General features: G+C 69.3%; 24 protein-coding genes and 1 pseudogene. 6 read left to right on the top strand and 19 right to left on the bottom strand.

Going from position 1 to position 25,553, the window contains the following annotated elements; translation table 11 throughout:
* Positions 1 to 65: 65 nt before the first annotated feature.
* Positions 66 to 260, bottom strand: a complete 195-nt coding sequence (locus KO481_RS42865) for a hypothetical protein (RefSeq protein WP_245400550.1) — start codon at positions 258 to 260, stop codon at positions 66 to 68.
* On the opposite strand from KO481_RS42865, the gene KO481_RS42860 reads away from it, so the two are divergent.
* Positions 259 to 486: a cupredoxin domain-containing protein gene (locus KO481_RS42860; RefSeq protein WP_245400549.1), complete on the top strand. Its 228-nt coding sequence runs from the start codon at positions 259 to 261 to the stop codon at positions 484 to 486. The genes KO481_RS42865 and KO481_RS42860 overlap by 2 nt on opposite strands.
* A 113-nt stretch (positions 487 to 599) precedes the next feature.
* On the opposite strand, the gene KO481_RS08430 is transcribed toward KO481_RS42860, so the two are convergent.
* Positions 600 to 1,124: a transglycosylase SLT domain-containing protein gene (locus tag KO481_RS08430; protein ID WP_215916417.1), complete on the bottom strand. Its 525-nt coding sequence runs from the start codon at positions 1,122 to 1,124 to the stop codon at positions 600 to 602.
* A 460-nt stretch (positions 1,125 to 1,584) separates the two neighbouring features.
* The gene (gene glmS / locus KO481_RS08425; protein WP_215916416.1) at positions 1,585 to 3,450 is read right to left on the bottom strand and encodes a glutamine--fructose-6-phosphate transaminase (isomerizing); all 1,866 of its coding nucleotides are present in this window, start codon (positions 3,448 to 3,450) and stop codon (positions 1,585 to 1,587) included.
* Between the two features lie 331 nt (positions 3,451 to 3,781).
* On the opposite strand from glmS, the gene KO481_RS08420 reads away from it, so the two are divergent.
* Together KO481_RS08420 and KO481_RS08415 are read left to right on the top strand one after the other, a co-directional pair.
* Entirely contained in the window at positions 3,782 to 4,639 is an 858-nt protein-coding gene (locus KO481_RS08420) for a dienelactone hydrolase family protein (protein WP_215916415.1), read from the top strand.
* A 244-nt stretch (positions 4,640 to 4,883) separates the two neighbouring features.
* Entirely contained in the window at positions 4,884 to 5,141 is a 258-nt protein-coding gene (locus KO481_RS08415; RefSeq protein WP_215916414.1) for a hypothetical protein, read from the top strand.
* On the opposite strand, the gene KO481_RS08410 is transcribed toward KO481_RS08415, so the two are convergent.
* From KO481_RS08410 to KO481_RS08390, 5 genes are all read right to left on the bottom strand, one after another.
* Positions 5,114 to 5,473, bottom strand: a complete 360-nt coding sequence (locus KO481_RS08410) for a hypothetical protein (RefSeq protein ID WP_215916413.1) — start codon at positions 5,471 to 5,473, stop codon at positions 5,114 to 5,116. The two genes, KO481_RS08415 and KO481_RS08410, sit on opposite strands and share 28 nt — an antisense overlap.
* A gap of 29 nt (positions 5,474 to 5,502) precedes the next feature.
* Positions 5,503 to 7,110, bottom strand: coding sequence for a hypothetical protein (locus KO481_RS08405; RefSeq protein WP_215916412.1), 1,608 nt, complete (start codon positions 7,108 to 7,110; stop codon positions 5,503 to 5,505).
* Positions 7,111 to 7,143: 33 nt separating this feature from the next.
* Complete coding sequence (locus KO481_RS08400; RefSeq protein ID WP_215916411.1) at positions 7,144 to 7,476, bottom strand: hypothetical protein; 333 nt, start codon at positions 7,474 to 7,476, stop codon at positions 7,144 to 7,146.
* 211 nt (positions 7,477 to 7,687) lie between these two features.
* The gene (locus KO481_RS08395) at positions 7,688 to 7,996 is read right to left on the bottom strand and encodes a DUF6802 family protein (protein ID WP_215916410.1); all 309 of its coding nucleotides are present in this window, start codon (positions 7,994 to 7,996) and stop codon (positions 7,688 to 7,690) included.
* Between the two features lie 210 nt (positions 7,997 to 8,206).
* On the bottom strand, positions 8,207 to 8,461 hold the full coding sequence (locus KO481_RS08390) for a PspC domain-containing protein (protein WP_215916409.1): 255 nt from the start codon (positions 8,459 to 8,461) through the stop codon (positions 8,207 to 8,209).
* 401 nt (positions 8,462 to 8,862) lie between these two features.
* Here KO481_RS08390 and KO481_RS08385 point away from each other — a divergent pair, with 401 nt between their 5' ends.
* A complete protein-coding gene (locus KO481_RS08385; protein ID WP_215916408.1) occupies positions 8,863 to 10,503 on the top strand; it encodes an ABC-F family ATP-binding cassette domain-containing protein in 1,641 nt (546 codons plus the stop codon).
* A 122-nt stretch (positions 10,504 to 10,625) separates the two neighbouring features.
* Here KO481_RS08385 and KO481_RS08380 read toward each other — a convergent pair whose 3' ends face one another.
* Positions 10,626 to 11,261 carry a class I SAM-dependent methyltransferase gene (locus KO481_RS08380; protein WP_215916407.1) on the bottom strand — a complete coding sequence of 212 codons (636 nt, stop codon included), beginning with the start codon at positions 11,259 to 11,261 and terminating at the stop codon, positions 10,626 to 10,628.
* Positions 11,262 to 11,446: 185 nt separating this feature from the next.
* Between KO481_RS08380 and KO481_RS08375 the strand changes: the two genes are divergently transcribed.
* Complete coding sequence (locus tag KO481_RS08375; RefSeq protein ID WP_215916406.1) at positions 11,447 to 11,986, top strand: VOC family protein; 540 nt, start codon at positions 11,447 to 11,449, stop codon at positions 11,984 to 11,986.
* Between the two features lie 8 nt (positions 11,987 to 11,994).
* Here the strand turns inward: KO481_RS08375 and KO481_RS08370 are convergent, their stop codons facing one another.
* The 9 genes and pseudogenes from KO481_RS08370 to KO481_RS42850 all read right to left on the bottom strand — a co-directional run.
* Complete coding sequence (locus tag KO481_RS08370; RefSeq protein WP_215916405.1) at positions 11,995 to 12,954, bottom strand: DUF8176 domain-containing protein; 960 nt, start codon at positions 12,952 to 12,954, stop codon at positions 11,995 to 11,997.
* A 6-nt stretch (positions 12,955 to 12,960) separates the two neighbouring features.
* Complete coding sequence (locus tag KO481_RS08365) at positions 12,961 to 14,367, bottom strand: hypothetical protein (protein WP_215916404.1); 1,407 nt, start codon at positions 14,365 to 14,367, stop codon at positions 12,961 to 12,963.
* A 76-nt stretch (positions 14,368 to 14,443) separates the two neighbouring features.
* Entirely contained in the window at positions 14,444 to 14,767 is a 324-nt protein-coding gene (locus tag KO481_RS08360) for a hypothetical protein (protein ID WP_215916403.1), read from the bottom strand.
* 136 nt (positions 14,768 to 14,903) lie between these two features.
* Positions 14,904 to 16,271, bottom strand: coding sequence for a phosphoglucosamine mutase (gene glmM / locus KO481_RS08355; RefSeq protein ID WP_215916402.1), 1,368 nt, complete (start codon positions 16,269 to 16,271; stop codon positions 14,904 to 14,906).
* Positions 16,272 to 16,540: 269 nt separating this feature from the next.
* Positions 16,541 to 16,993: a 30S ribosomal protein S9 gene (gene rpsI / locus KO481_RS08350; protein WP_308166465.1), complete on the bottom strand. Its 453-nt coding sequence runs from the start codon at positions 16,991 to 16,993 to the stop codon at positions 16,541 to 16,543.
* Positions 16,994 to 17,046: 53 nt separating this feature from the next.
* On the bottom strand, positions 17,047 to 17,490 hold the full coding sequence (gene rplM, locus KO481_RS08345; protein WP_215916401.1) for a 50S ribosomal protein L13: 444 nt from the start codon (positions 17,488 to 17,490) through the stop codon (positions 17,047 to 17,049).
* A 180-nt stretch (positions 17,491 to 17,670) separates the two neighbouring features.
* Entirely contained in the window at positions 17,671 to 19,308 is a 1,638-nt protein-coding gene (locus tag KO481_RS42855; RefSeq protein ID WP_245400548.1) for a hypothetical protein, read from the bottom strand.
* Between the two features lie 94 nt (positions 19,309 to 19,402).
* Complete coding sequence (locus KO481_RS08335; RefSeq protein ID WP_215916689.1) at positions 19,403 to 21,796, bottom strand: ATP-binding cassette domain-containing protein; 2,394 nt, start codon at positions 21,794 to 21,796, stop codon at positions 19,403 to 19,405.
* Positions 21,797 to 22,225: 429 nt separating this feature from the next.
* Positions 22,226 to 22,483 (bottom strand): annotated as a pseudogene (locus tag KO481_RS42850) (FHA domain-containing protein); the annotation flags it as partial.
* Positions 22,484 to 22,601: 118 nt separating this feature from the next.
* Between KO481_RS42850 and KO481_RS08325 the strand changes: the two are divergent.
* Positions 22,602 to 24,023 carry a neutral zinc metallopeptidase gene (locus KO481_RS08325; RefSeq protein ID WP_215916688.1) on the top strand — a complete coding sequence of 474 codons (1,422 nt, stop codon included), beginning with the start codon at positions 22,602 to 22,604 and terminating at the stop codon, positions 24,021 to 24,023.
* Between the two features lie 18 nt (positions 24,024 to 24,041).
* Here the strand turns inward: KO481_RS08325 and KO481_RS08320 are convergent, their stop codons facing one another.
* Entirely contained in the window at positions 24,042 to 25,490 is a 1,449-nt protein-coding gene (locus tag KO481_RS08320; RefSeq protein ID WP_308166427.1) for an FHA domain-containing protein, read from the bottom strand.
* Positions 25,491 to 25,553: the final 63 nt, after the last annotated feature.

Genomic DNA, 25,553 nt, shown 5'->3' with positions numbered 1-25,553 from the left:
CCGCGCCGGAACCGGCGGACGCGCAATCGAGCCCCCCAGGGCGAATGAGCGGCTACCGCTCGGGACTAGGCTGGCCGCATGTCGACCGGTGGGAATCGATGGGTGCGTCTCGGGGGCTGTGTCGCATTGCTGGCCGCCTTGGCCGTCAGCGGGTGCGGTTCGGGGGCACAGACATCCGCGCCGAGCCCGGCATCCTCCGGGGCGGCGACGTCAGCCGCCACGGCCCCGATGGCGGCGGCCACCGTCGAGGTGAAGGACATGAAGTTCTCCCCCGACGCGATCACCGTCACGTCCGGCGGCACCGTGACCTGGAAGTTCGAGGACCGCTACCCCCACGCTGTGCAGGGCATCGGCGACTCCGCGATGGGCATCGACAGCCCCATCTTCAATCAGGGCGAGTGGAGCCACACCTTCACCGTCCCCGGCACCTACCGCTACATGTGCCCCCTGCACCCGGACATGCACGGCACGGTGACCGTCCAGTAGGGCGCTTCGGGACGCGTGAGCTCCTCGGGGAGCTTGCAGAACATCCCGGAGAGCGACATCCGCCCCCGAGCCGACGGCAGACGCACGCGACCCGGGGGCGGAAGACCGAAAACTCAGTACGCCGAGTTGACGTTGTCGATCGTGCCGTACCGATGCGCCGCGTAATTGCAGGCGGCGGTGATGTTGGCGACCGGGTCGTAGATGTCCCAGGACGTGCCGTCGACGTGGTAGGCGCGGAAGGTCGGGTCGATGACCTGCATCAAGCCCTTGGACGGGATGCCGCGGGCGGCGTTCGAGTCGTATAGGTTGATCGCCCGCGGGTTGCCGCCGGACTCGCGCATGATGTTCCGGTGAATCGCGCCGTAGCTGCCGGGGATGTGGTTCTGGTTCAGGACGAACTGCGCATTGCGGATCCAGCCGTCCAGGTTGTTCGCGAAGACCGGCGTCGGGGCCGGCAGCAGCTGCGAGAGCGGCTGCGGCAGCGGCAGCGACAGCCCTTGCTCCCACTGCTGCAGCTGCGTCGCGGGCTGCTGCAGCTGCGCGGGGACACCGGCGGTGAACGATGAGGCGTGGGCCTGTGCCGGGATGGCGATCGCGGCGGCGGCAATGACGAGGGGGAACAGTTTGCGTAGATGCATGGTGTTGTCTTTCGGCAGCACGAATCCAGCGAGCGCCGGTCCGGCACGGCGGCCGGGGCGGTCGGCGTTCGTCGACGTTCTGAGAATTCCTTTGTCGGTTGTTATGCGGATTGGAGATTCAGTTATCCGCGGATGTGACGCGGGGCGTGGTACGCCGAACTTCGGCGACGGGCAGCGGAGCGGCAGGAGCCGACGTTCGCCGCTGCGTGGTTTCCGTGCTCGATAAGTCGGCCCGGGGCGCGATCTAGCAAGTCACAGATTGGTTGCGACAAATGAACGCAAACCTAACGAAAGGTGAACTACGGGTGTTTTTGCGAGTGATATATCTATCAATCGATCCCGAATGTGACCTAGGTAACATCCAAGGTGGGCCGATCGCCCCTTGCAAGTACCGGTTTCGCAGGGTTTCGAGACTCAAAAGAGACTCGGAAGATATCGAATCGGACTCGAGCGGACAGCCCTACTCGACGGTGACCGACTTGGCCAGATTGCGCGGCTTGTCGACGTCGTACCCGCGCGCCTGAGCCACCTCGGCGGCGAAGACCTGCAGCGGAACCGTCGACAGCAACGGCTGCAAAAGCGTTGGCGCCGAGGGGATTTCGATCAGATAGTCGGCGAACGGACGCACCGTGTCATCGCCCTCCTCGGCAATGACGATGGTGCGGGCGCCACGCGCCTGAATCTCCCGGATGTTGCTGAGCAACTTGGAGTGCAGCACCGCGCGCCCCTTCGGCGAGGGCATCACCACGATCACCGGCACGCCCTCCTCGATCAGCGCGATCGGGCCGTGCTTGAGCTCGCCGGCGGCGAAGCCCTCGGCGTGCATATACGCCAGTTCCTTCAGCTTGAGCGCGCCCTCCAGCGCGATCGGATACCCGACGTGCCGGCCCAGGAACAGCACCGTGGACGCGTGCGCGAACTCGCGGGCGACCTCGCGCACCCGCGGCGCGGTCTCGAGGACCTGCTCCACCAGGCGCGGCATCCCCTCCAGCTCGGCGAATTCGCGCGCCACCTCGTCGGGGTACTTGGTACCGCGGGCCTGCGCAAGCGCCAGTCCCACAAGGTAATTCGCGGCGACCTGAGCAAGGAACGTCTTGGTGGCCGCGACGCCGATCTCCGGCCCGGTTCGCGTGTACAGCACCGCGTCGGACTCCCGCGGGATCTGCGCACCATTGGTGTTGCAGATGGCCAGGACCCGCGCCTTCTGCTCCTTCGCGTGCCGGACCGCCTCCAGCGTGTCCGCGGTCTCACCGGACTGCGAGATCGCCACTACCAGCGTGGAGCGATCCAGGACCGGGTCGCGGTAACGGAATTCGCTGGCCAGCTCGACCTCGACCGGAATCCGCGTCCAGTGCTCGATCGCGTACTTGGCGAGCAGTCCCGAGTGGTAGGCGGTGCCGCAGGCGACGACAAATACCTTGTCGACCTCGCGCAGCTCCTGATCCGAGAGGCGCTGCTCGTCGAGCACGATGCGGCCGCGCGCGAAATGCCCGATCAGCGTGTCGGCGATCGCGCGCGGCTGCTCCTGGATCTCCTTGAGCATGAAGTAGTCGTGGCCGCCCTTCTCCGCGGCGGCCAGATCCCAGTCGATCGTGAACGGGCGGGTGTGCACGCCGGTGTTCCCGTCGAAGTCGGTCACGGTGTACCCGCCCGGGGTGATCACCACGGCCTGGTCCTGCCCGAGTTCGACTGCCTCCCTGGTGTGCTCGATGAAGGCGGTCACATCCGAGGCGATGAACATCTCGCCCTCGCCGACGCCGACCACCAGCGGGGTCGACCGCCGCGCGGCCACGATCGTGTCCGGGTGCGCGGCATGGGTGAACACCAGCGTGAAGGCGCCCTCGAGGCGGCGCAGCACGGCCAGCGCACTGGCGATGAAATCCCCGGCCGTCGGGCCCGCGGCGTAGGCGCGGGCGACCAGGTGCACGGCGACCTCGGTGTCGGTGTCGCTGCGCAGCTCGACCCCGGCGTCCTCGAGTTCACGGCGCAGCGGGGCGAAATTCTCGATGATCCCGTTGTGCACGACGGCGACCGCGCCGGTGGCGTCGCGGTGCGGGTGCGCGTTGCGGTCGGTGGGCGCGCCATGGGTGGCCCAGCGGGTGTGCCCCATGCCGGTGGTCCCGGCGAAGTGCTCGGCCCCGGACTCGGCGAGCTCGGCCTCCAGATTCGCCAGGCGACCGGCTTTGCGCTCCACGGCGATGGTGCCCGCACCGTCGAGGATCGCCACGCCCGCGGAGTCGTACCCCCGGTACTCCATCCGACGCAGCGCGTCCACGACGACGCCGAGCGCGTCCCGGTATCCGACGTAGCCCACGATTCCGCACATGGGGTCCCAGCCTACTGGGGTCCGGAGGCGGCAGCGACAGGGCCGCGACCTGGGGATGCGGCCGGTGCCCGGGTGCGCTCGATCCGCGCGGAGAATCGTCATGTTCGCTCGAGCGGACGGGCCGAGGTCGCCGAAACGCACGACTCGGCGTTCGATTCTCGCGCCGGCAATCCCGGCATCGGCGCTGGCCACCCGAGGTAGCGACGGCGGACGACCAGGTGCGGGCCGCGGCGCCGAATTCCGGTCGGCACCGGGGCCCAACCGGGTATGACGACGAGGCTCGACCCGGCGAAACGCCGTATGCGGGTGGGCATCGGATAAGTTCGTCATCGTGTCGGCGTCTGTGAAATCGCTCATGAGCACCCTGGCCAGCCCGGGCCCGCATCGGGTCCTGCGCGGCAATCTCGGCATCGCCGGGCAGCCGGGCCTGGTATTCACCCCCGAGCAGGGCCTCAACCTGCCCGCGGTCGCATTCGGGCACGGCTGGCTGGCCGGTGTCGGCAACTACAGCAGGCTGCTCGAGCACCTCGCGTCCTGGGGTTTCGTCGCGGCGGCGCCGGATACCGAGCGCGGCCCGGTCCCCTCGCACCTGAACCTGGCCACCGACCTGCTCACCACCCTCGATATCTGCACCGGGGTGCGGCTGGGCGACGGCAAGATCAGCGTGCATCCCGACAAGCTCGCCCTGGCCGGGCACGGCATGGGTGCGGGCGCGGCCGTGATCGCCGCCTCCCAGCGCAAGGTCGCCGCGGTCGCCGCCCTCTACCCCGCCTATTCGTCCCCTGCTTCGGAATCCCTCGCCCCCGGTATCGAGGCGCCGGCGCTCGTCGTGGCGGGGGACGACATCGATTCCACGTCCTGCAATGCCATCCCGCTGGCCGCCGCCTGGGGTGGGGAGGCCGTGCTGCGCGCGGTCGACGGCGCCTCCCAGAACGGCATCGTCCGCGGCCGCCGCGCCCTGGCCGCCCTCGGCGCCACCAAGTTCGAGCCCCGCACCGAGCGCACCACCCGCGCCCTGCTGGTCGGCTACCTCACCTACCGGCTCCTGGGCGACAAGAAGTACAAGGCCTTCGCCGAGCCGGACCAGACCATCCCCGGCACCCGCATCGTCGACCCGCACGAGGTCCCCGAGCCCGAGCCGCCCTCGAAACTCCAACTGCTGCAAGCGGTTCAACTGCTGCGCAAGTAGCTTCACAGGGAGCGAGACGCCGACGGACGCACGGTCATGCGGCCGGCCGCGGGCGAGGCGCAAACCGAGAAGGACTACCGCGTCGACCCCCTGCGCTATCCGTCGCCGCGGCGGCCGCGGCGCGTGTCGAGCTTCGTGCTGGACATGGTCGTTCATATCGCCTGCGGGATCGCGATTGCCCTCGCGCTCAGCCCCGAGTTCTCCCTGCGACCGGCCATGACGCCGCTGTGGGTCCGCCGACCGCGTGCTGATCCAGGCGATCGTGCACACGACGATCGGCAAGGCCCTGTTCGGGCTCGTCGCGCTGGAACCCGGCACCGACCGCTTGCCCTCCTTCGGTCGCCTGCTGAAGAACTGGCTGATGGGCCTGTGGCTCATCGTCATCGCGCTCGGCGACGCGGCCGGGCCCGACGATGAGGGGCGGTATTTCCTGCAGGCCGTCCGGTGGCGGGATCTCAGGACGGCCCGGCGGGCTCAGACCAGCCAGCTTTTGCGGCGGTAGTAGTCGTCGTCCTCGTCCTCGTCGTCGACCGCCCGGACGTTCTGGTTGGCCCGGCGGTAGGCGGCGGCCCGCGCGATCGCGTCCTGCTGCTCGCGCATTTCGGCCTCGCGGCGTTCCTGCTCCTCCGCCTCGGCGCGGGCCTTCTCGGCCTCCTGCTCGGTGCGCTCGTACTCCTGCGCGATCTGGCGCATCAGCGCTGGGGCCTGCTCGCGGAAATCGCGGTCGCGCTGCGCGCCGAGCCGCCGCTGCTCCTCGCGCTCCTGGCGAATCATCCCGATCTGCCGGTCGTGTTCCTCGAAGATCCGCTCGATCTCCGTCGCGTAGTCGGCCATCGCTTACCTCCTCGGGGCGATCGAATGTCTTACAGGGGGCCGGCTTCGGCCAGCTCGGCGCCCGAATCGGTGCCCGTGACGGGCGTGGCGGGCTGCTCCTGCGTCGGCGTCGGCGTCGGAGCCTGGGTCTGGGTCTTCTTGTCCTTGTCGCTGTCGCCACCGCTGACCGTCGGGGTGGAGATGCCGGTCGAGGACTGCGTACCGCCCGAATTATCGGAGCTCGCACCGCCACCGCCGCTGCCGGACCCGCCGGACTTCTGGCTGGTGTCGGCGGCGCCCTCGGACTTCTGCGCATCCGCCCCGGACTGGTTGTTATCGGTCGTCGTGCCGTCGGTGCTGGTGATGACGGGCAGGCCGTGCTCGTCCAGCTTCATGCTGTAACTCTTCGAATCGCCGCTGCCGTCGGAGGTGCTCAAATCCACCTCGCCGTTCTTGCCCAAAGCGAGCTTCACGTGTTTGCCGGCGATATCGAATTCGAGCTTCGGGCTGTTGTCCGTCGAACCGCTCACATCCTTCTTGAAGAGGTTCTCGACCTGCGAGACGACCCCCTGCACGCCCTGCTGGATCTGCGTGCCCAGGGTGCTCGCGTCTTGGGCCAGCGTCTGGCCGAGCGAGGAGATGTCGCTAGTGAAGGTGCCCAGGCCGTTCAGGGCGGTGGAGACCAGGGAGGACGGGTCGAACGACGAGGTCGTGGTGTTGGTGGGGCTGGTGGTGGTCGAGGGAGTGGTCGTCGTGCTCGACGGGCTGCTGCTGGTGGTGTTGCCACCGGTGGTGTTGCCGCTGGTGGTGTTGTTGTTGGTGTTGTTGTTATTGGTGTTGTTGTTCGGCGTGCTGGTCGTACCGGCGGGTCGCGGATAGGCCCGGGCGTTCACCTCGTTCATCGCGGAGACCAGCGTCGTGTAGGCATTCTTCACCGCGGTGTCCGTTGCCGTGCACGCGTTGGTGAAGCTCGTGAAGTTATTGTCGAAATCCGGCTTGAATACGGTGTTCACCCAATGCTCCGCGAGCTGTTTGCTCACGATATTGTTCGCGGCCGAGAACGGCACGGACATGCCCTCCGAGAGCACGCCGATAACCACTTCCGCCGTCGACGAGTCATACCACTTACCCGTCGCCGTCTCGACGATTTTCCCGATTTCGTCGGGCGTCTTTCCGTGAACGGTGACATTGCCCGCGGAATCGGCCATGCCGTGAACCGTATCGGCCTTGTCCTGCACCGCCTTGCGCAGCAGCGGAATCGCGGTGCCGATGGCGTTCAGCGCGTCGCGCGCCTTGCCGCGATCGCTGTCGGCCATCGTGATCTGCTGGCCGAACATGTGCTGCGCGGCCTCGGACGCGGTGCCGGTCCAGATCGTCGGGAGCTGCTGGGACAACTTCTTCTGGGCATCCCACTGGGTATCCACGTCGCCCAGGGCCGTGCGCAGCCCGTCGGCCGTGTTGGCCAGCTTGTTCAGATCCATACCGCGCTGCTCGTCGTAGCGGTTGTAGATCTGCCCCATGTTCAGCGACGGTGCGCCGAATGCCTTCGTGTAATGATCGATCAGCTGCTTGAAATATTGGAGCCCGGAGGAGCCGTTGTCCAGGATGGTGTCGGGATTTGTCCCGTGCAGGTCCGTACTCGCATCCACAGTCACCACGGGAAAACTCCTCGAATATCGAAGATCGACGCCTTAGACATTGTTCGTCGCCTGATTCGTATTGGCGGCCGCCTGCGCATCGGTGGTCGAGTACGCGATCGTCGAGGCTCCGATATTGTCGGCTATCGCACCGGACGCGTCGGTCCACGCATTCAGCCATTTGACGATATTGTCGAGACCGGCCTTGATCTGCTTTCCCTGGTCGGTGTAATTCTTCCCCGAATCGGGCCCGAGATTGTTCGATCCGTCCCCGAACTCGTTTCCCGACACGTTCTTCACCGTGTTCTTCACCGCATCGACCGACAACCGTAGATCGTTGGCGAACTGGCCGAGCTGGCCCGTCTGAACATCCACGTTGCTGCCCACCGACTCGTCCCCTCCCTCTCTGCTTCGCTGGCGCCCGAGGCCGTCCCGCCGCTCGAGCCGGGCCCGTCCTACCCTTCTTGGACGTATCCGGCCCCCGTCCGGTTCCCTCGGATCCGACCGTCCCCATCAGGCTGTCACATCGCGCCGCGAGTCGCCATCCGCACGGACGCGGCGGGCGCGCGCCGAGCCGCCACCGCCGCCCGCGGACTGCCTACTTCCCGATCTTGCCGTGATCCGTCCGCACCCACTCCGAGGTGCCATCGGAATTGTGGTGGAACTCCCACGCGGAGTAATCGCCGTCGTTGTCGACGACGGTGAGGTGGTCGGCGAAGCCGTCGTGATCCATGTCGGTCCAGACGTCCATGGAGTGGGGGCCCTGGACGGTTTCGGTGTCGGGGTGGCCGTGGCCCGTGAGGTCCTGGGTGGGGTGGTGCATTTCGACCGAGCCCAGGTGGCCGAGGTCGGAGTGGGAGTCTACGTCCGGCATGTCCAGGCCTGGCAGATCGCCTGAGTTGATCATGTACGGCTCCTCGGGACGGGGCTGCGGAAGTAGGGTCCATCCTGACATCCCGGAGGGGCGCGGCGCACCAACTAATCGGCGTTCCTGGGGATAACCGGCCGAATGCGAGGTGAATCATGTGCGCGTCGCGCTGGAGCACCTGTGGACAACTCTCTCAACGTGAATGCGCGGGGCAGTCCGCCCCGCGCCTTCACCGCTGTCCTACCCGATTCAGTCGTGCGGGAAATCCTCGGGAAGGTGCACGGTCGTCGGCCCGGCGACCGGCTGAACGCTCGGCGCCTGCGGCACCACGATCCACAACGCCAGGTAGACGAGGAACTGCGGCCCGGGCAGCAGGCACGAGAGTACGAACAGCAGGCGCACGAGAGTCGCGTCCCAGCCGAAGTATTCGGCGATGCCACCGCATACGCCGGCGATCCACTTGTCGTTGTTCGAACGGGTGAGACGGCGGATTTCACTGGTCATGCCTCTACTGTGCGTTCCCGCGGCCGCCCGCACATCGGGGCGAGGACCCGATCCGCACCCTGATTTCCGCACCCCGCACCTCAGGGTGCACCCCGGAGCGGCGCATCCTCCCGACTAACCCGGCTCACGCCCGCCAAGGCCGAACAAAAGCAGCCCACCCATTGGCACGGGCCCCTCTGACCAACATCCCACGCACGTCACTCCGATCGATCGGCCGCCGCGTGGGCAACACGGGCCGGGATCAGCCCGCCGGACCGCGCACGGCACACTCTTACCGTGAACGAGCGCAATGCCCCCGTCGATCGCACGACACGACCGATCGGCAGGTCGTACCGAGCGAGCGAACCATCAGCACAGCGCGTGGCGCGCACGACGGAGCCGAGCGTCAGCGAGGCGCGGTCGTGAGCGCCACACTGCACGCCCGGAACCTCTCCGCCGGACACGGTGAGAGGATTCTGTTCAGCGATCTGGATCTGGTGCTCGCGCCCGGGGACGTGATCGGGCTGGTCGGGGTGAACGGCGCCGGGAAGTCGACACTATTGCGGATACTTGCCGAGGGCCGCGCGCCCGAGGGCGAGATCGCGCTGAGTCCGCCGGATGCGACGGTCGGGTATCTCGCACAGGAACCCGAGCGGATGGCCGGGGAGACCGTGCTGCAGTTTCTGGGGCGCCGCACGGGAGTGGCTGCGGCGCAACGCATCATGGACGAGGCCGCCGAGCGGCTGGGCGAGGGCGGGGACGACGACTACTCCCCCGCCCTGGAGCGCTGGCTGGCGCTGGGCGGCGCGGATCTCGAGCAGCGCGCGCAGGAGGTGGCGGTCGAGCTGGGCCTGGCGCAGAGCCTGCCCAACGGGCTGGACACGCCGATGACGGGGCTGTCCGGCGGACAGGCGGCACGGGCGGGGCTGGCGTCGGTGTTGTTGTCCCGCTTCGACATTCTGCTGCTCGACGAGCCCACCAACGATCTGGACCTGGACGGCCTGGCACGGCTGGAGCAGTTCGTCACCGGGGTGCGGGCGCCGCTGATGGTGATCAGCCACGACCGGGAGTTCTTGGCGCGCACGGTGAATCGCATCCTCGAGCTCGACCTCGCGCAGCAGCAGGTGGGTCTCTACGACGGCGGCTACGAGTCCTACCTGGCCGAGCGCGAGATCGCCCGCCGGCATGCCCGCGAGGCCTACGAGGAGTTCGCCGACACCAAAGCCGGTCTCGAGGCGCGGGCGGTGATGCAGCGCAACTGGCTCGAGCACGGCGTGCGCAATGCGCGCCGCAAGGCGAAGAACGACTCGGACAAGGCCGGTCGCAAGATGCGCGCCGAATCCACCGAGAAGCAGGCCTCGAAGATGCGTCAGACACAGCGCCGGATCGAGCGGCTCGACGTGGTGGAGGAACCGCGCAAGGAATGGGAGCTGCGGATGGAGATCGCCGCCGCCCCGCGCAGCGGTTCGGTGGTCGCCACTGTCTCGGGCGCGAGCCTCACCCGCGGCGACTTCACGCTGGGACCGGTGACCGCACAGGTGGATTGGGGTGATCGCATCGTCCTCACCGGCGCCAACGGCTCCGGGAAGTCCACCCTGCTGGCGCTGCTGCTGGGAAAGATCGTGCCCGACACCGGAACCGCGACGCTCGGGTCGGCGGTGGCCGTCGGCGAGGTCGATCAGGCGCGCGGGCTGTTTCGCGGAAACGCCACGTTGGCGGACACTTTCGGCGCCGAGGTGCCGGACTGGCCGCAGGCCGAGGTGCGCACGCTGCTGGCCAAGTTCGGCCTACGCGGCCCACATGTGCTGCGCGCCAACGACACCCTCTCCCCCGGCGAGCGCACCCGCGCGGCCCTGGCTCTGCTCCAGGCACGCGGGGTGAACCTGCTCATCCTCGACGAACCCACCAACCACCTGGACCTCCCGGCCATCGAACAGCTCGAGCAGGCCGTCGAATCCTTCACCGGCACCCTGATTCTGGTCACCCACGACCGCCGCATGCTCGACACGGTCCGCGCCACCCGCCGCTGGCACATGGAGGCAGGCAAGCTGGTCGAGGAGTGAACCAACCGCGTGTCAGCGGTGCCGAGCTGCCAACGGCCCACGTCACCGCCCCTGCTACCGCCTCGGCGAATCGGCGGTCGGTGCGCAGCCGTATCGGGAGCTGCTGAGAGCGCGGTCCCGGATCACCGTAATGGCTTGTGCCACAATAGAAAGTAGCGCCAGAACACTAGCCGGCGGACCTTGACTCCGGGAAGACGGTCCGTGGCGATCCCCCGGACGTCGTGTGTGCTGAGCGGCGGGTCGCCGACCATCGGCATCGCGGTATGGCTGGGCTCGTGTGCGAACCATGGTCGTCGAGTTACCGTGCGCAGCAGGTAGAACGCGAGCGCGTAGACCCGCTGAGCAACCAGTGCGACCACTTCGTATCCCAGGTCCCGCCGATCGACGCGTGGAAGCGCGACGACGGCCAGCACGCCGCCCGGCCGCAGTGCCCGATCCAGCACCGGTAGCACCTCATCGAGCGGAACATGGTGCAGCGCAGTCATCGACACGATGGCGTCGTACCCCTCCGCGGGCAGCGGATGCTCCAGCACGTCGCCGAGAATGCACATGACATTGTCCGGCACCCGCCGCTCGGCAAGCTCGATCATGACCGGCGACCGATCGATCGCATCCACCCGCCCGGCCCGCCGCCCCAACTCCGCCGCGAACGCCCCCGCCCCGCACCCCACCTCGAGCACCCGCGCGCACCCCGGCGGCACCCGCCGCAGCAGCAACCGCCGATAGAACGCGTTGTGATCCCACAAGAACCGTTGCATCAGCCCACCCTGCCAGCTCCCGCGCCCCGTGACTATGCGGCTGCTGCGTCACTTCAACCGGTCGAGCAATTCCGCCCAGTCGGCCCCACGCTCTGCGATGGCACTGAGTTCCCCATCACGCTGCCCGATCTCACGCCACGAGACAGTGAGTAGCGTCCCCAGCACGCGTCGGGAATGCTCGATATATGCCGATTCAACGTCTCAATCACGCCGTGCTGTTCGTCTCCGACGTGGAGCGGTCCGCGGCCTTCTACAGCGAAGTGCTCGGATTTCGTCGGCTGCCGGGCAATTTCCCGGGCGCGGTCTTTCTGCAGGCCGAGGGCTCGGCCAACGATCACGATCTCGGGCTGTTCCAATCGCCGGATCCCTCGACTCCGCATCGCACCGGGCGGGTCGGTCTGTATCACCTGGCCTGGGAGGTGAATACGCTCGCGGAGTTGCAGCGCGTGCGCGAGGCGCTGACGGCGGCGGGCGCTCTCACCGGCGCGTCCGATCACGGATCCACCAAGGCGCTGTACGCCGCCGACCCCGACGGCATCGAATTCGAGGTCTGCTGGCTGGTCCCCGATGCCGCCATCGAAACCGCACTCGCCAACCAGACGGTCGCGTCCGCGCCGCTGGACCTCGCGGCGCTCATCGATACCTACGGCGCCGACACCCCGGGTGGCCCGCGCACCGATCACGCCGTCTGGCGGCGATTGTTCGCCGCGCGGCCGCGCGACTGACGGGTGCTCTACCCGCCGTCGGCGATGACGGCGATCAGGGTGCGGTCGCCGACGGTCTGGGTGGTGATGATCTGGGTATAGGTCTTCGGATCCTTCGTGGGCTTCTGCTCGGTGAGGCGGACCTCCCACTGGGTGCCGTCGGGGCTGCCGCGGGTGATCGAGACGCAGTAGCGGGTGCCCACCGGAGTCTTGTTGATGCCGCGCTGAATCTGGTCCGCGGCCGGAACCTTCGCATCGGGCGCGACGACGGCGCGGGCCGCGTAACCCGAACGCTGCACGTAGTAGGCGCGTTCGAAGGCGAGGATCGCATCGGGGGCGGAGCCGGTGCCGCCCGGATCGGTGCCCGAGACGACATCGGCGTCGTGGCGCTGCTCGCACCCGTCGGACGCGACCACACCCGGCACACTCGGCACATCCGACGCTGACGACGACGGGGCGGCCGAGGCGGCCGCCGCACCCGCCAGCGTTGGCGCGGGCGCGCTCAGCATTCCCGGATGACGGTGTTTGCCGGTGTGCAGGACGGTCAGGATCACCGAAACGACGACAATCGCGACACCGGCCAGGATCAGCGCGCTGATGATCTTGTCGCGGCTCGGAGGCGCGTTCCCGGTCCGCGGGCGCGCGCGCCGCAGCCGCGACCCCGCGCTGGCGCCGGTCCGGTCGACGATCTTCGGAACCAGGGCGGCGTTGTCGGGATCGCCGTAGTCGTACTCGCGGGCCGGCATCGGGGGCGGCGGGGCGGCCGGCTCCGGATTCGGTTGCTGCGCACCCTGATCCAGCCATTCCTCCCACCCCCCGGAATGGTCACCCGATCCGGGGATGGGCAGCGGATCGCGCCGCGGCGGCCGGCGCCGAGGGGCGCCGCGACGACTCGGCCGACGTCGGGCCGGAGGACGCAGCATCGGCAGACCCAGGTCGAACGGGTTGTCCGAGCCCGGATCCGGCGGACCGGAGTCAGGTGGTGTCATCGCCGATCAGAACGAGTCATCGCCGAGATCGCCGATGACGGCGGCCGGGACCATCTCCTCGACGGCGGCCGGCGCGGTCACCCCGAGCTGGCCGTCGCGCTTGGAATCACCGCCGCCCGAGCCCGGCGCGGGCGGCAGGGCCAGCCCCGCCGCGGGCGGCGGAGCCGGGTGGGTGGGCGCGGCGGGGGTGGAGGTGTCGGGCGATGCGGGAGCGGGCTGCGGATCGTGCGCGGGCGCAGGCGTACTCGCGCCCGGCGTCGCGGTATTCGACGACGGCGCGGGCGTGCTGGGCGCGGCCGCCCCCGGCGTGGGCGGAAGGATCGAGGTCGAGGTGCCGGCCGGCGCGGGCGCCGACTGCGCCGCCTGGCCACCGCCGAAGTTGAACAGGCTGGGCTGGGTGCTCGCACCGTTGCCGCTGCCGCTGGCGCTCGGATTGGTCAGCTGCGGGATCGCCTGCTCGGCCACCGTGGCGCCCTGGTCGATGGCGTGCTCGCCGACCTCGGCGATCTTGTCGATCAGCTCGCTGCCGATACTGACGCCCGCGTTGATCGCGTCGGAGCCGACGTTCACGCCCGCGGCCAGCAGCTGCTCCTGCAACTGCAGCTGCGCGGCCGTAGCCGGATCCAGCGGCTTGCTGTTGCCGTTGACGACCTCGTTGGGCGCACCGGTGTAGCTGTTGTCCGGGCTGTAGCTGTTGTTCGAGCCGTAGTTGCTGCCATTCGAGTCGTAGCTGCTGTTGTTCGTCGAGTAGTTGCTCGAATAGGTCGGGGCGGAGCTGTTCGAGTTGTCGTTCAACGACAGATCGGCCGGGGTCGTGACGGTCAGCGGACCCATCGAATTCAGTTTCCGCGTGTGCCCGTCCATTTCGGTCTTCGCGGTGTTGACCGCGGTAATCGCCTCGCGCAGCGCCTGGGAGGCACGGGTGATCACCGCATCGGTGTCCGGCGCGGCCTTGGCGTTGTGCAGGATCGTGCGCGCGTCCTGGCGGAAGTCGGCGATGATGCCGTCGACCTTGGTCGCGGCCCGTGCACTGGTGGCCTGCGCCTCGGACAGCACCTGGACGTACTGCGGCCCGCGGTCGGAGATGTCACCGATCTGGGTGCGGGTGGTGCGCAGCGCGGGCACGGCCGCGTCGGCGGCGGGCCCGGACCAGGTCGATTCCAGCGCCTGCATGCCCTCGCGATGCGGAGCCTCGGTGCCGGCGGCCTGCGTGGTGGACCTCGTCAGCGCCGCGACGATGGCCTGATTCGGGGTGCCGGCGCCGGTGCCGAGCGAGGCCCGCAGCGCCAGCAGCGGCTGCACCAGCCGCGCGATGATGGGCGGATCGACATTCGGATCGCTGGTTGTGGTGGCGGACTTGGCGTTCCGGGCCGAAACCGGCGGCCGCCGCCGCAGCCCTGTTCCTCTCCTCATGCCTCCACCTCGCTGGCGCTCGGCTCCGGCATGAGCCGAGGACTCGGCAGCATCATTGCTCGGTCGCTTCGCTCCCTCATACGAGTGTCTCCCCGGTCTTGGCGATGGCGGTGGCGGTACCGCTGTCGGAGGACTGCATATCGGTGTTGTAGCCGCGCAGCACCTGCCCGTAGGCGTGGACCAACTGGCCCGCGGTGGACAACGCCTGCACGTGCTGCGACACCGCGGCGGTGAACTGGGCCGCGAATTCGGCGCCCACCTCACCCAGGTCGGCCGCTAGCTGTTCGGGATTCACCGCGCCGCCCGCGGCGACCGCCGCCGAGGCCAGCTGCTGTGAAACGGTATCCGCAACCGATGTATAGGCAGCCATGGCCGCCGGATCGAGCTTCAGCGTGTCCACTGTTCCCCCTCACGGAAATCAAGCTTTCGCTGTCGCTTTCACGAGACGAGATCCACCATACGTGGCATTCCGGCGCAGCGCGCTCCGATCCCGCCGATCACTCGGTGTGAAAGCCTCACCCGGTAGTGCGATCGTCTCAGAGGGCGGCGACGCGTTTGGCCAGGTCGTCGGCGAGCTGGCGGGCCCGATCCGGATCGGTGGCCTCGACCATGACGCGGACCAGCTGTTCGGTTCCGCTGGGGCGCAGCAGCACCCGGCCCGAATCGCCCAGGATCGCCTCGGCCTCGGCGACCGCGTCGCGGACCTCCGGCGATGCGGCGACCGCGGCCTTGTCCGAGACTGGGACATTGATCAGCACCTGCGGCACCGTGTCGACCACGCCCGCCAGATCCGCCAGCCCGCGCCCGGTTTCGGCCATGCGGGCCATCAGCTTCAGCCCGGTCAGCACGCCGTCGCCGGTGGTGCCGAACTTCGGGAACACCACGTGGCCGGACTGCTCACCGCCCAGGGCGTAGCCGCCGCGGCGCAGCTCCTCGAGCACGTAGCGGTCGCCGACAGCGGTGGTGTGCACCGCGATTCCGGCCTCCCGCATCGCGATGTGCAGGCCCAGATTGCTCATCACCGTGGCGACGAGGGTGTCCCGAGCCAGCTCGCCCGCCTCGTGCATGCCCAGCGCCAGCACCGCCATGATCGCGTCGCCGTCCACCACCGCGCCGGTCGCGTCCACGGCCAGGCAGCGGTCGGCGTCGCCGTCCAGGGCAAGGCCCAGATCCGCGCCGTATTCACGCACCGCGCGCTGCACCTGGTCCAGATGTGTGGAACCGCAACGATCATTGATGTTCAGGCCGTTGGGCTCGGCGTTGATGGCGATGACGCGCGCGCCCGCCTCCCGGTACGCCGACGGGCCGACATCCGACGCGGCGCCGTTCGCGCAGTCCAGCACGACCGTCAGCCCGCTCAGGTCGCGGCCCGTGGCCTCCACCAGATGCTCGACGTACCGCTCGTGCGTCCCGGCGAGGCTGTAGTGCGCGTCGACGTGCCCGTCGACGCCGGACTGGCTCAGCACCCGCCCGATCTCGCCGCCGGTCGGGCGCACAAAGCTCTTGGCGCGCACCAACTCCTCGATCCGGTCCTCGATGGCGTCGTCCAGCTTGTGCCCGCCCGCGGCGAAGATCTTGACCCCGTTGTCGGGCATCGGGTTGTGCGAGGCGGAGATGACCACGCCCAGGCACGCGTCGTAGGCGGCGGTCAGATAGGCGACCGCGGGCGTGGGCAGCACGCCCACCGAGAGCACGTCCACCCCGGCCGAGGTCAGTCCGGCGGTCACCGCCGCCTCGAGCATTTCGCCGCTGGCGCGTGGATCGCGGCCCACCACCGCCACCGCCCGCGCCTTGCCGCGGCTGAGTACCTGCGCGGCCGCGGCGCAAACCTGTAGTGCCAGTTCCGGACTCAGCGAATCGTTGGCCAGCCCGCGGACTCCGTCGGTGCCGAACAAACGTCCCATGAAAACTGCCCCTCATGTGGTGGATTTCGGCATCCGCGGGCAGGAACCGCGAACGTCGTGTCGTGCAGGCGAGATCCCGCGGACCGGATGCGGGAGATGCCGCCGGGTTCGAGGGTCAATACCGCCGAAACCCTACGCGCACCAGTTCAATACAGCACGAGAGCAGGCACCCCCGATAGGGGCGGCCTGCTCTCATACATATGACGCGCCGACCGTAACCCGTCCGGCACCACAGCTGGTGCCGGACGGGGTGGCCGGAGGATGCAAGATCAGCGCTTCGAGTACTGCGGGGCCTTGCGGGCCTTCTTGAGGCCGTACTTCTTACGCTCGGTCGCACGCGGGTCACGCGTGAGGAAGCCGGCCCGCTTGAGGGCGGGACGATCCTCGGGGGTGACCTCGATCAGCGCGCGGGCGATCGCCAGGCGCAGCGCGCCGGCCTGACCCGACGGGCCGCCGCCGACCAGGCGGGCGTGGATGTCGAACGACTCGGTGCGCTCGACGGTGACCAGCGGGGACTTCACCAGCTGCTGGTGCACCTTGTTCGGGAAGTAGTCCTCGATGCTGCGGTCGTTCAGCTTGAACTGACCGGTGCCCGGCATCAGTCGCACGCGAACAACGGCCTCCTTGCGGCGGCCGACGGTCTGCACCGGACGGTCGATCACGATCGGGGCGACCGAGACGGACTCGTAGGACTCCTCGTAGCCGGCGCCCTCGTCGACGATCTCGACGGCGGTGTCCTCGACGACGTAGTCGTCGTTGAATTCCTCAGGAGCGGTCACTGGGCCACCTGCTTGATCTCGAACGGAATGGGCTGCTGAGCCGTGTGCGGGTGCGACGGGCCGCCGTAGACCTTGAGCTTGGCGCCGATCTTGTTGCCGAGCTTGTTCTTGGGGATCATGCCCTTGACGGCACGCTCCACCACACGCTCCGGGCGAGTGTCGAGCAGCTGCCCGACAGACCGGGCCTTCAGGCCGCCCGGGAACCCGGAGTGGGTGTACAGCTGCTTGTCCTGCCGCTTGTTGCCGGAGACGGCAACCTTGTCGGCGTTGATGATGATGACGAAATCGCCACCATCGACGTTGGGGGCGTAGGTCGGCTTGTTCTTGCCACGCAGCAGATTCGCTGCCTGCACGGCAAGGCGGCCGAGCACCACGTCAGTGGCGTCGATGACGTACCACTTGCGCGTGGTGTCACCCGCCTTGGGGCTGTACGTAGGCACAGTTTTTCCCTGTCTGTCGTTGTGTTCTACCGGCCAGGCGAGCGGTCGGGCGGCCCCGGCGGCCGGCTTAGACCCGGGGAGCCCGTGGAGACGCACGGGAGAACCCGCGACGTACTACACGCCAGCGGACAACGGTACCAGCCCGGCCGCACGCTCCCGAAATCGATCCCCGGCGCTCGGCTAGATGTGGATCGGCGAGCCGAGGTCGAGACCGTCCGGCTGCTGGACCGGGGCCGCAGATGCGGCCGCCGGCCGGACCGAGCCCGCGATCGACCGGGGGCCGATGGCGTCGGCGGCCGGGCCGACCAGTCCGGCGGCCGAATGGATGGCGATGGCGGCCAGCGCGACCGCCCCCACGATCGTCGGCGCGCCGAAAAGGTTGTCCTTGACCTTGTTCCACATCTGACCGGACTGCTCGCCCTCGCCACCGGGCCGGGCCGGGGGTTCGGGGTGACGCGCGCGGGGACCGGCCGGTTCGGTGCCGAAACCCATCTTGGTCGTCTGCTTGGTGTCGGCCGGGGAGCCCGGCGCGATAGTCGCGCGGCCGTCCATGGACGCGAAATCGGAGCGCACGTTCGAGACCTGATCGCGGGGGACGTGGACGGTCTGTTCGTCCTCCTCGGCGTCGGGCGCGGCATGCCGCCCCGGGGACGCGGGGGACTGCCGCGAATCCGGCACCTGCCCGGTCGGCTCGGGCCCGCGCCGGCCGTGACGGCCGCCCTCGGCTGTCGCGACCACCGCGGAACCCTGCCCGCTCGGCGGGGTGTTCACCAGGTTTTGCGCCCCCGTGCCCGGGCCCGGGTAGGTGCCGCCCGGACGCGCCGGGCCCCGGCCGCCCTGTTGCGCCTGATTCACCGGACGGCCCTGGTCGGGCGGGCGCGCCGGGGCTGCTGCCTGCCCCGGGCCCTGCGGTACCGGCGCCGGTCCGCCCGGACGCGCGGGTTCGGGGCCGTATCCCTGATCGGGGCCCTCGTCGGCGTATTCGCTGTCGGTGACCAGCAGATGCGCCGCGCCCAGCACGAGGGAGTGCATCGGGTGGTCGGCCACGCGCAGCCGGTGCCCGAGATGGTTCTGGAACGCCAGGCGCAGCGCGTCGTTGAAGCACACGTTGCCGGTGAGCAGGACGGTGGAGGTGTCCGCGCGGATCGACCGGGCCGCGGCCATCACCTCGATCACCACGTTGTCGGCATGATGCGCGTCGCGCATGGCATCGGGCGAGATCGGTACGCCGACCGATTCGGTGGGCTGCTCGTCGTCGCCGTTGACCGAGACCACCAGGCACTCGCGGCCGTCGGAGTAGACCCCCGTGGCGCTGGTCGCGGCGCGGCCGGGCTCGGGCGGGGTGACCACGCCCAGGGCGCGCACGTATCCGGACAGCGCCACGGACTCGGGTAGCGGTTCGCAGGCAACGTCCAGCTGTTCGACCAGCCGGGCGTACTCGTCGATCTTCTCGTCCGGCCAGTCGTCCGGATACGGCAGCGCGATCACGTCCGGCTTGCCACGCACGTACTTGCCGATCGAGGCCAGCGGGTTGTACAGCCGCGCCCGGAACACCAGCTCGGCGGGCCACGTCGCACCCGCGATGCGGATCTGCTTGTGGCCCAGGATGTCGCGGACATCGGATATGGCAATGCCCAGGTCGGAGCGCTGCCTGTCGGAGCCTGCGGTGTGCAGGCGACCGGATGCATCCGCCAGCAGGTACGCGGGCGGGGTGTATGTGCCTTCCACCTGGACCGGGCGGATCGGTATGCCACCGCCACCGCCGGCCACGGACACCACATCCCAGCCGAGATGTACTGCCCCAACTCGAGCCGTCACAGCCACAAGTGTGCCTTCTTCTTCGGCGACACGCGCGACCGGGCAGGTTTATTACCTGGTTGCCGCCGTTTCGCGGGGGTCCGACATTGACTACTCACGAGGAGGACTTCCGCAGCCGCAGCCTCCACCACGTAATGATCGATAGAACTACAGCCAACGCAACGAGCATCCCGATGTCCAGCGTCCAGATGTTCACCGTGTGTTTCCACAGCGCCTCGTGCATCACGTCGCTGTCGGCGGGGTCCAGGGTCTTCAGGTTGACCGTCGAGGCGCCGGCGCCGAATCCCCAGCGCGCGGGGAACAACCAGGCGATCTGCTCGAGTACGACGCGGTTGGTCACCGAGATCATGCCGCCCGCCATGACGAGCTGCACCATGATGACGACCACCAGCAGCGGCATCACCTGTTCGCTCGACCTCGCCAGGGTCGACAGGAGCAGGCCGACAATGACGCAGCAGACCGCGGTCGCCGCGATATCGACGTACAGCTCGATGTTGCCCGAGGGAATCAGCGTGCCGTGCCCCGGCTGCTTCTTGCCGATGAGCACGATCGCGACCAGCACCGCCGCCTGCAGCATCGCGGCGAAGCCGAAGATCGTGATCTTGGCCATCAGATACGACCAGGGCCGCAGCCCAACGGCCCGCTCGCGCTGGAAGATCGGGCGCTCGCCGACCAGATCGCGCACGGTCAGCGTGGATCCCATGAAGCAGGCGCCCAGCACCAGCACGACGAGCAGCTGCAGTGACTCGGTACCGCCGGACGGTATGAAAGCGATGCCGCCGTGCCCGTCGCTCACCTGGGTGAGCGCGCCCTTGGAAAATCCGTTCTTCCCCGGCACCACCAGGGACAGCCCGCCCAGCACGAACGGCAGGATCGCGAGGAACGCCAGGTACCCGCGATCGGCCAGGATCAGCCGGACCTGCCGCCGGGCCAGGGTCGAGAACTGTTTGCGCGCACTGGTCTTCGGCGGCCGCCCGACATCGCCGCGCGGCGCGGGCGGTGGTGGCGGCGGCACCGCGGCCTGCCGCGAGCGGTAGTTCGCGAACGCGCCGTCGGGGTCGGCCGCGACCCGCGCGAAGATGTCCGCCCAATCGCTGGTGCCCAGCACCTCGCCGACCGCGCCGGGATGCCCGAAGTACGCGGTCTTGCCGCCGGGCGCGAGCAGCAACACCTGATCGCACATGTCCAGGCAGGCCACCGAGTGGGTCACCACGATGACGGTGCGCCCGGCGTCGGCCAGCTCCCGCAGCATCGTCATGACCTGGCGGTCCAGCGCCGGGTCCAGGCCGGAGGTCGGCTCGTCCAGCAGCAGCAGCGCCGGGCCGGTGAGCAGTTCCATGGCCACCGAGGCGCGCTTGCGCTGGCCGCCCGAGAGGCGGTCCACGCGGGTGTCGGCGTGCTCGGTGAGCGAGAGTTCCTGCAGCACACCGTCGATGACCTGGCGGCGGTCGGCCTTGGTGGTGTCGGGGGGCAGCCGCAGCTCGGCGGCGAAGCCCAGGGCCTGGCGCACGGTGAGCTGACGGTGCAGCACGTCGTCCTGGGGGACCATGCCGATACGACTGCGCATGGCCTGGTATTCGGCGTGCAGGTTACGGCCCTCGAAGGTGACCACGCCCGCGGACGGATGGGTCGCTCCCGCAACGAGTTTGGACAGCGTCGACTTGCCCGCGCCGGACGGCCCGATCAGCGCGGTCAGTGTGCCGCGCCCGGCCTGCATGTTGACATCGACCAGCAGCTGCTTGTGGCCCTCGACGGTGAAGCCGACGCCCTGCACGTCCAGGCCCTGTTCGGCCACGGGCTTCTGGCGCAGCGCCAGCGTGCCGTCCTGCACCAGGAAGTCGGCGTTGCCGATGGTGACGATATCGCGCTCTCGCAACGTCGTTCGCTGTTCGCGGCGGCCGTTGACGAAGGTGCCGTTGGCCGAGCCGAGGTCCTCGATGACCAGCCCCTCGGGCCCCTTGACCAGGCGGGCGTGCCGGCGGGAGGCCAGCGGGTCGTTGACGACGATCTGGTTGTCGCTGGTGCGGCCGAGGGTGAGGCCGCCCGGCGGAATCCGGTCGGCGCGCGCGACGGGACCGGTGGAGGCGCGCGCCCGCATCGGCGGGAGCATCGAGGCATCGGCCTTGGTCGTCATGTTCAGGTTCGCCGCGCCCGCGTTCGCCGCAACTGGTTGCGGCGGGCGGGCATTCGGGGAAGCGGGAGGCTGCGGCGCGGACGGGGGGACCCGATCCTGGGGCCGGCCCGCGAGGCCCTGCTGCCCGGACGCCGGTGCGGCCGGGTGTTGTTGCCGGCCCGCGAGGCCCTGCCCGGATGCCGGTGCGGCGGGGGGCTGCTGCGGCGGGGCCGGGGGGCGCTGCGGAGCGGCGGCCGGCGCGGGCGGCCACTGCGGAGTGGGCTGTTGCACGCCCGGCGCCGGCGTCGACGGGTGCTGCCGGCCCGGCTGCTGCAGACCCTGTGCGGGCGTCGGCGGACGCTGCGGCGGGGCCATCTGCCCCTGCGGCGCGATCTGGCCCGGCGGCGTCGATCCCTGCGGCGGCATCGCGCCGTAGGGTGAATTCCCAAGTCCCTGCGGCACATTCCCCGGCCCCCGCGGCGGAGTCATCGCTCCCTGCGGCCCACCCGCACCCAGTGGCGGAGTCAACGAACCCTGCGGGGGCATCCCCGGCGACTGCGGCGTACCCACTCCCTGCGGCGGCATGGCGGGACGCTGCGCGGGCGGCACGGGACGCTGCGGCGGGACAACCGAGCCCTGCGGAGGCCCGGAATACTGTGCCGGGGGCACCGGCGCATTGGGGGATTGCATCGCGGGCCCCGGACGCTGCTGCGGCGAGGCGGGAGGACGCTGCGGTGCGGGCTGCGGCGCGCCGTCCGGCAGCAGCTGTAGCAATGGACCGTCGACCGCGTTGCCCAGCCGCACCTGAGTCGCCCGGCCGATGTGCACCGGCCCGGTGACCCGCTGCGCGTCGACGAACACGCCGTTGGTACTTCCGTTGTCGGACAGGATCCAGCCGCTACCCTGCCAGCTGAGTGTTGCGTGGACCCGGGAGATCAGCGGACTGTCGACGAACAGCGTTACCTCCGGCGCGCGGCCGATGGTGATCTGCTGACCTGCGTTGAAGCCCCTATCGACTCCCTCATAGCGCACGGTGATCCGCTGTGCCCCCGGTGATGACATGTGCCGGATACTATGCGAAAGCTCGGACATCGGTGGAGTGCATATTTTCTCGCGCACCCGCCCGCAACGGATCCGCGACCGCCCAGGGGAGGACGTACAAGTGGCGAAACGCCAGGTGATGGCGGCGTTTGCCGCGCTGGGGCTCGCGGTCACGGTGCTCACCGGCTGCACCTCGACCGTCGTCGGGCACGCGGTATCCATCTATCAGGATCCGTTCCTGGTCGCGGGACTGCCCACCACGAGCGGTCCGAGTGGCCCGCGGCCGGGAGCGCCGGACAGCACGCTGACCGCCGCCGGCGGCGACCACGGCGAGTTCGACACGCTCGCCCTGAACGCCGTCGAGGACATCCAAAGCTATTGGCAGGACGAGTATCACAAGGATTTCGACGGTACGTTCGCCCCGGTCACCACGCTGCACTCCTGGGACGCCAAGTCCACCGTGAACAGCCCGTTCTGCGGGCAGTCCACCCTGCGCCTGGTGAACGCGGCGTACTGCCGACTGGACAATTCTATCGGGTGGGATCGCGGCGTGCTGCTGCCGCTGATGTCCGCGAGCTTCGGCAAAATGGCGATCGTCATGGTGCTGGCCCACGAGTACGGCCACGCGATCCAGAACATGGCGCACACCGTCGAGGACAAGACCCCGGTGATCGTCAAGGAGCAGCAGGCCGATTGCTTCGCCGGGGTGTTCATGCGCCATGTGGCACAGGGCGGTTCGAAGCACTTCACGCTCAACACCTCCGACGGCTTGAACAGCGTGCTGGCCGCCACGGTGGCGATCCGCGACGCCAACCCCGGCGACGTCGAGTCGGTGCACGGCTCGGCCTTCGAGCGGGTGAGCGCGGTGCAGATCGGATTCACCGACGGCCCCAAAGCCTGCGGAGCCATCGACATGACGGATGTGAACAACCGCCGCCGGGGCCTGCCGCAGTCCTACGGCGACGATCCCACGCACGGCGAACTGCCCATCACCAAGGACAATCTCATCGAGCTCGGCAAGGCCATGGCCTCGATCATGCCGGTCTCGGACGAGCCGTCCTACGACTACCACGGCGCCCGGATGGGGTGCTCGGACGCCACCGACACCGAGCCGGTGACCTACTGTCCCGCAACGAATACCATCGGCACCGACGTACCCGGCCTGGCCACCCGCGGCGCGGCGAATGCCGATGACCAGAACGGCTTTCCGACCCGCATCGCGGGCGACTACAACGCCTACGTGGTGTTCGTGTCCCGGTACACCCTTGCGGTGCAACACAATCTGCACGAACAGCTGTCGGGCGCGAAGACCAGCCTGCGCGCGGCCTGCCTGTCTGGGGTCATCACCGCCAAGCTGGGCGATCCGACCCGCACCGCGGCCACCGGCGATATCGCCCTGTCTCCCGGCGATCTCGACAAGGCGGTCTCGGGCCTGCTCACCGACGGCCTGGCCGCCAGCGACGCCGCGGGAAAGACCGTCCCCAGTGGATTCTCGCGCGTGGATGCCTTCCGCGCGGGGGTGCTGGGCACCCAGCAGACGTGCGAGTCCCGGTACGAGTAGCCCGGAATCTGTTGGGGCTCAGCCGAAGGGCGGCGGCGCGGCCGGATCGAAGCGCAGCACGCGGTTGCCCAGCATGACCTCGGTACCGTACGTCAGGGCCAGGGGCTGGCCGGGCTGCAGGCGGATCCAATCGTAGCCGGGCGGCCGGGCCTGCGTGCCGTTGGTCGAGCCGCGGTCCACGAGCGTGACATCCCAGTTCACCAGGCGGATCTCGGCATGCGCGCGGGACATGCCACCGGAATTGTCCTCGATCTGGAACGGCGCCAGGCCCTGCCGGGCGGCATCGGAGTTCTGCGGGTCCCGGCCCAGCACCGCGTCCGAGACCAGGGTGAACGTGGTGCCGTCGTCGAGCACCAGCGTGCCCAGGGCGGGACGCAGCACCTCTGCGAGCTGCTGGGTCTGATCCACCGGCATCCCGCAGACCGTGCAGAACGCCGAGCGCGGATCGCTGGGATGCGCTCGCGCACACTTGAATCCCAGCACCCGCACGCCCGGCGCGGCCGCACGGTCGGGCTCGGCCGGATATCCCTGCGGGTTCGAATCGGGCGAGCCGTGCCGGCCCTGTTCGGTGGGAATGCTGTGCGCGTCGGACTGCTGTGGGAACGGCGGGGGCTGCTGGAAGGGCGGTTGTTGCGGCAACGGCGGGGGCTGCGGCATGGGCGACTGCTGCGACAGCGCGGGTTGCGGCACGGACGGCTGCGGCGACAACAAGGGCTGCGGCACGGACGACTGCGGCGACAACAAGGGCTGCGGCACGGGCGGCTGCGGCGACAACAAGGGCTGCGGCACGGGCGGCTGCGGCGACAGCGGGGGCTGCTGCGACAGGAAATCCGCGGGTCGACCGAGCTGGGTCTGCGCCAGGCGCCGCGGGTCCACCGCGGGCTGCGGCACCGAAACCGGCGCAGCCGAAACCGGCGTAACCTCGACATCTCGTGCCCGTGACCGCCGTCCCTCGAACCAGATCACCGCCCCGGACGCGGGCGCCACACCCTCGACCAGGGAGCCGATTCCACGCCCGGGCAGCTCCGGGGCGCGACCGGGCTCCTCGTCGACGAAGATCGCCGCCGCCCGCGCGGGCGCCTCGGCGATCCGATCGACGGTGAAGGCCGCATCCGCGCCGCGCAGATAGTCGACGCCGGGCTCACCGGCCAGCACCGCGGTAACCGCGCCGTGCAGGAAGATCGCCACCCCTCCGGTATCGGCCTGCGACACGATCCCGAGGTCGATCCGGTTGCCCGGCTCGCTTATCAGCCAGTCCGTGACCTGCTGGGCGATGAGCCGCCCGGGTTCGCCGGGGCTCTGCTCGGCCGCCTCGAAGGCCAGCTGCGACAGCGCCTCGGCCGCGCGCATGGCCGCGGAATCGTCGCGCACCGGCCCGCCCTCGCGATGGGCGACCAGCACGACGACGCCCGCCACGCGAACCACGACGTGGTTTCCGGAGACGACCTCGACCTGCCGATCCCTCACAGGAATCGGCCCCTATGGCACAGGCCCCCGATCGTCGTCAGCACACGCAACAGGTTAAAGCAC

Origin of the sequence: Nocardia albiluteola (genome assembly GCF_018860155.1) — a bacterium.
Lineage (GTDB): Bacteria > Actinomycetota > Actinomycetes > Mycobacteriales > Mycobacteriaceae > Nocardia > Nocardia albiluteola.
The sequence above is the reverse complement of the archived record's forward strand: the minus strand, read 5'-3'. Positions and strand labels throughout refer to the sequence as shown.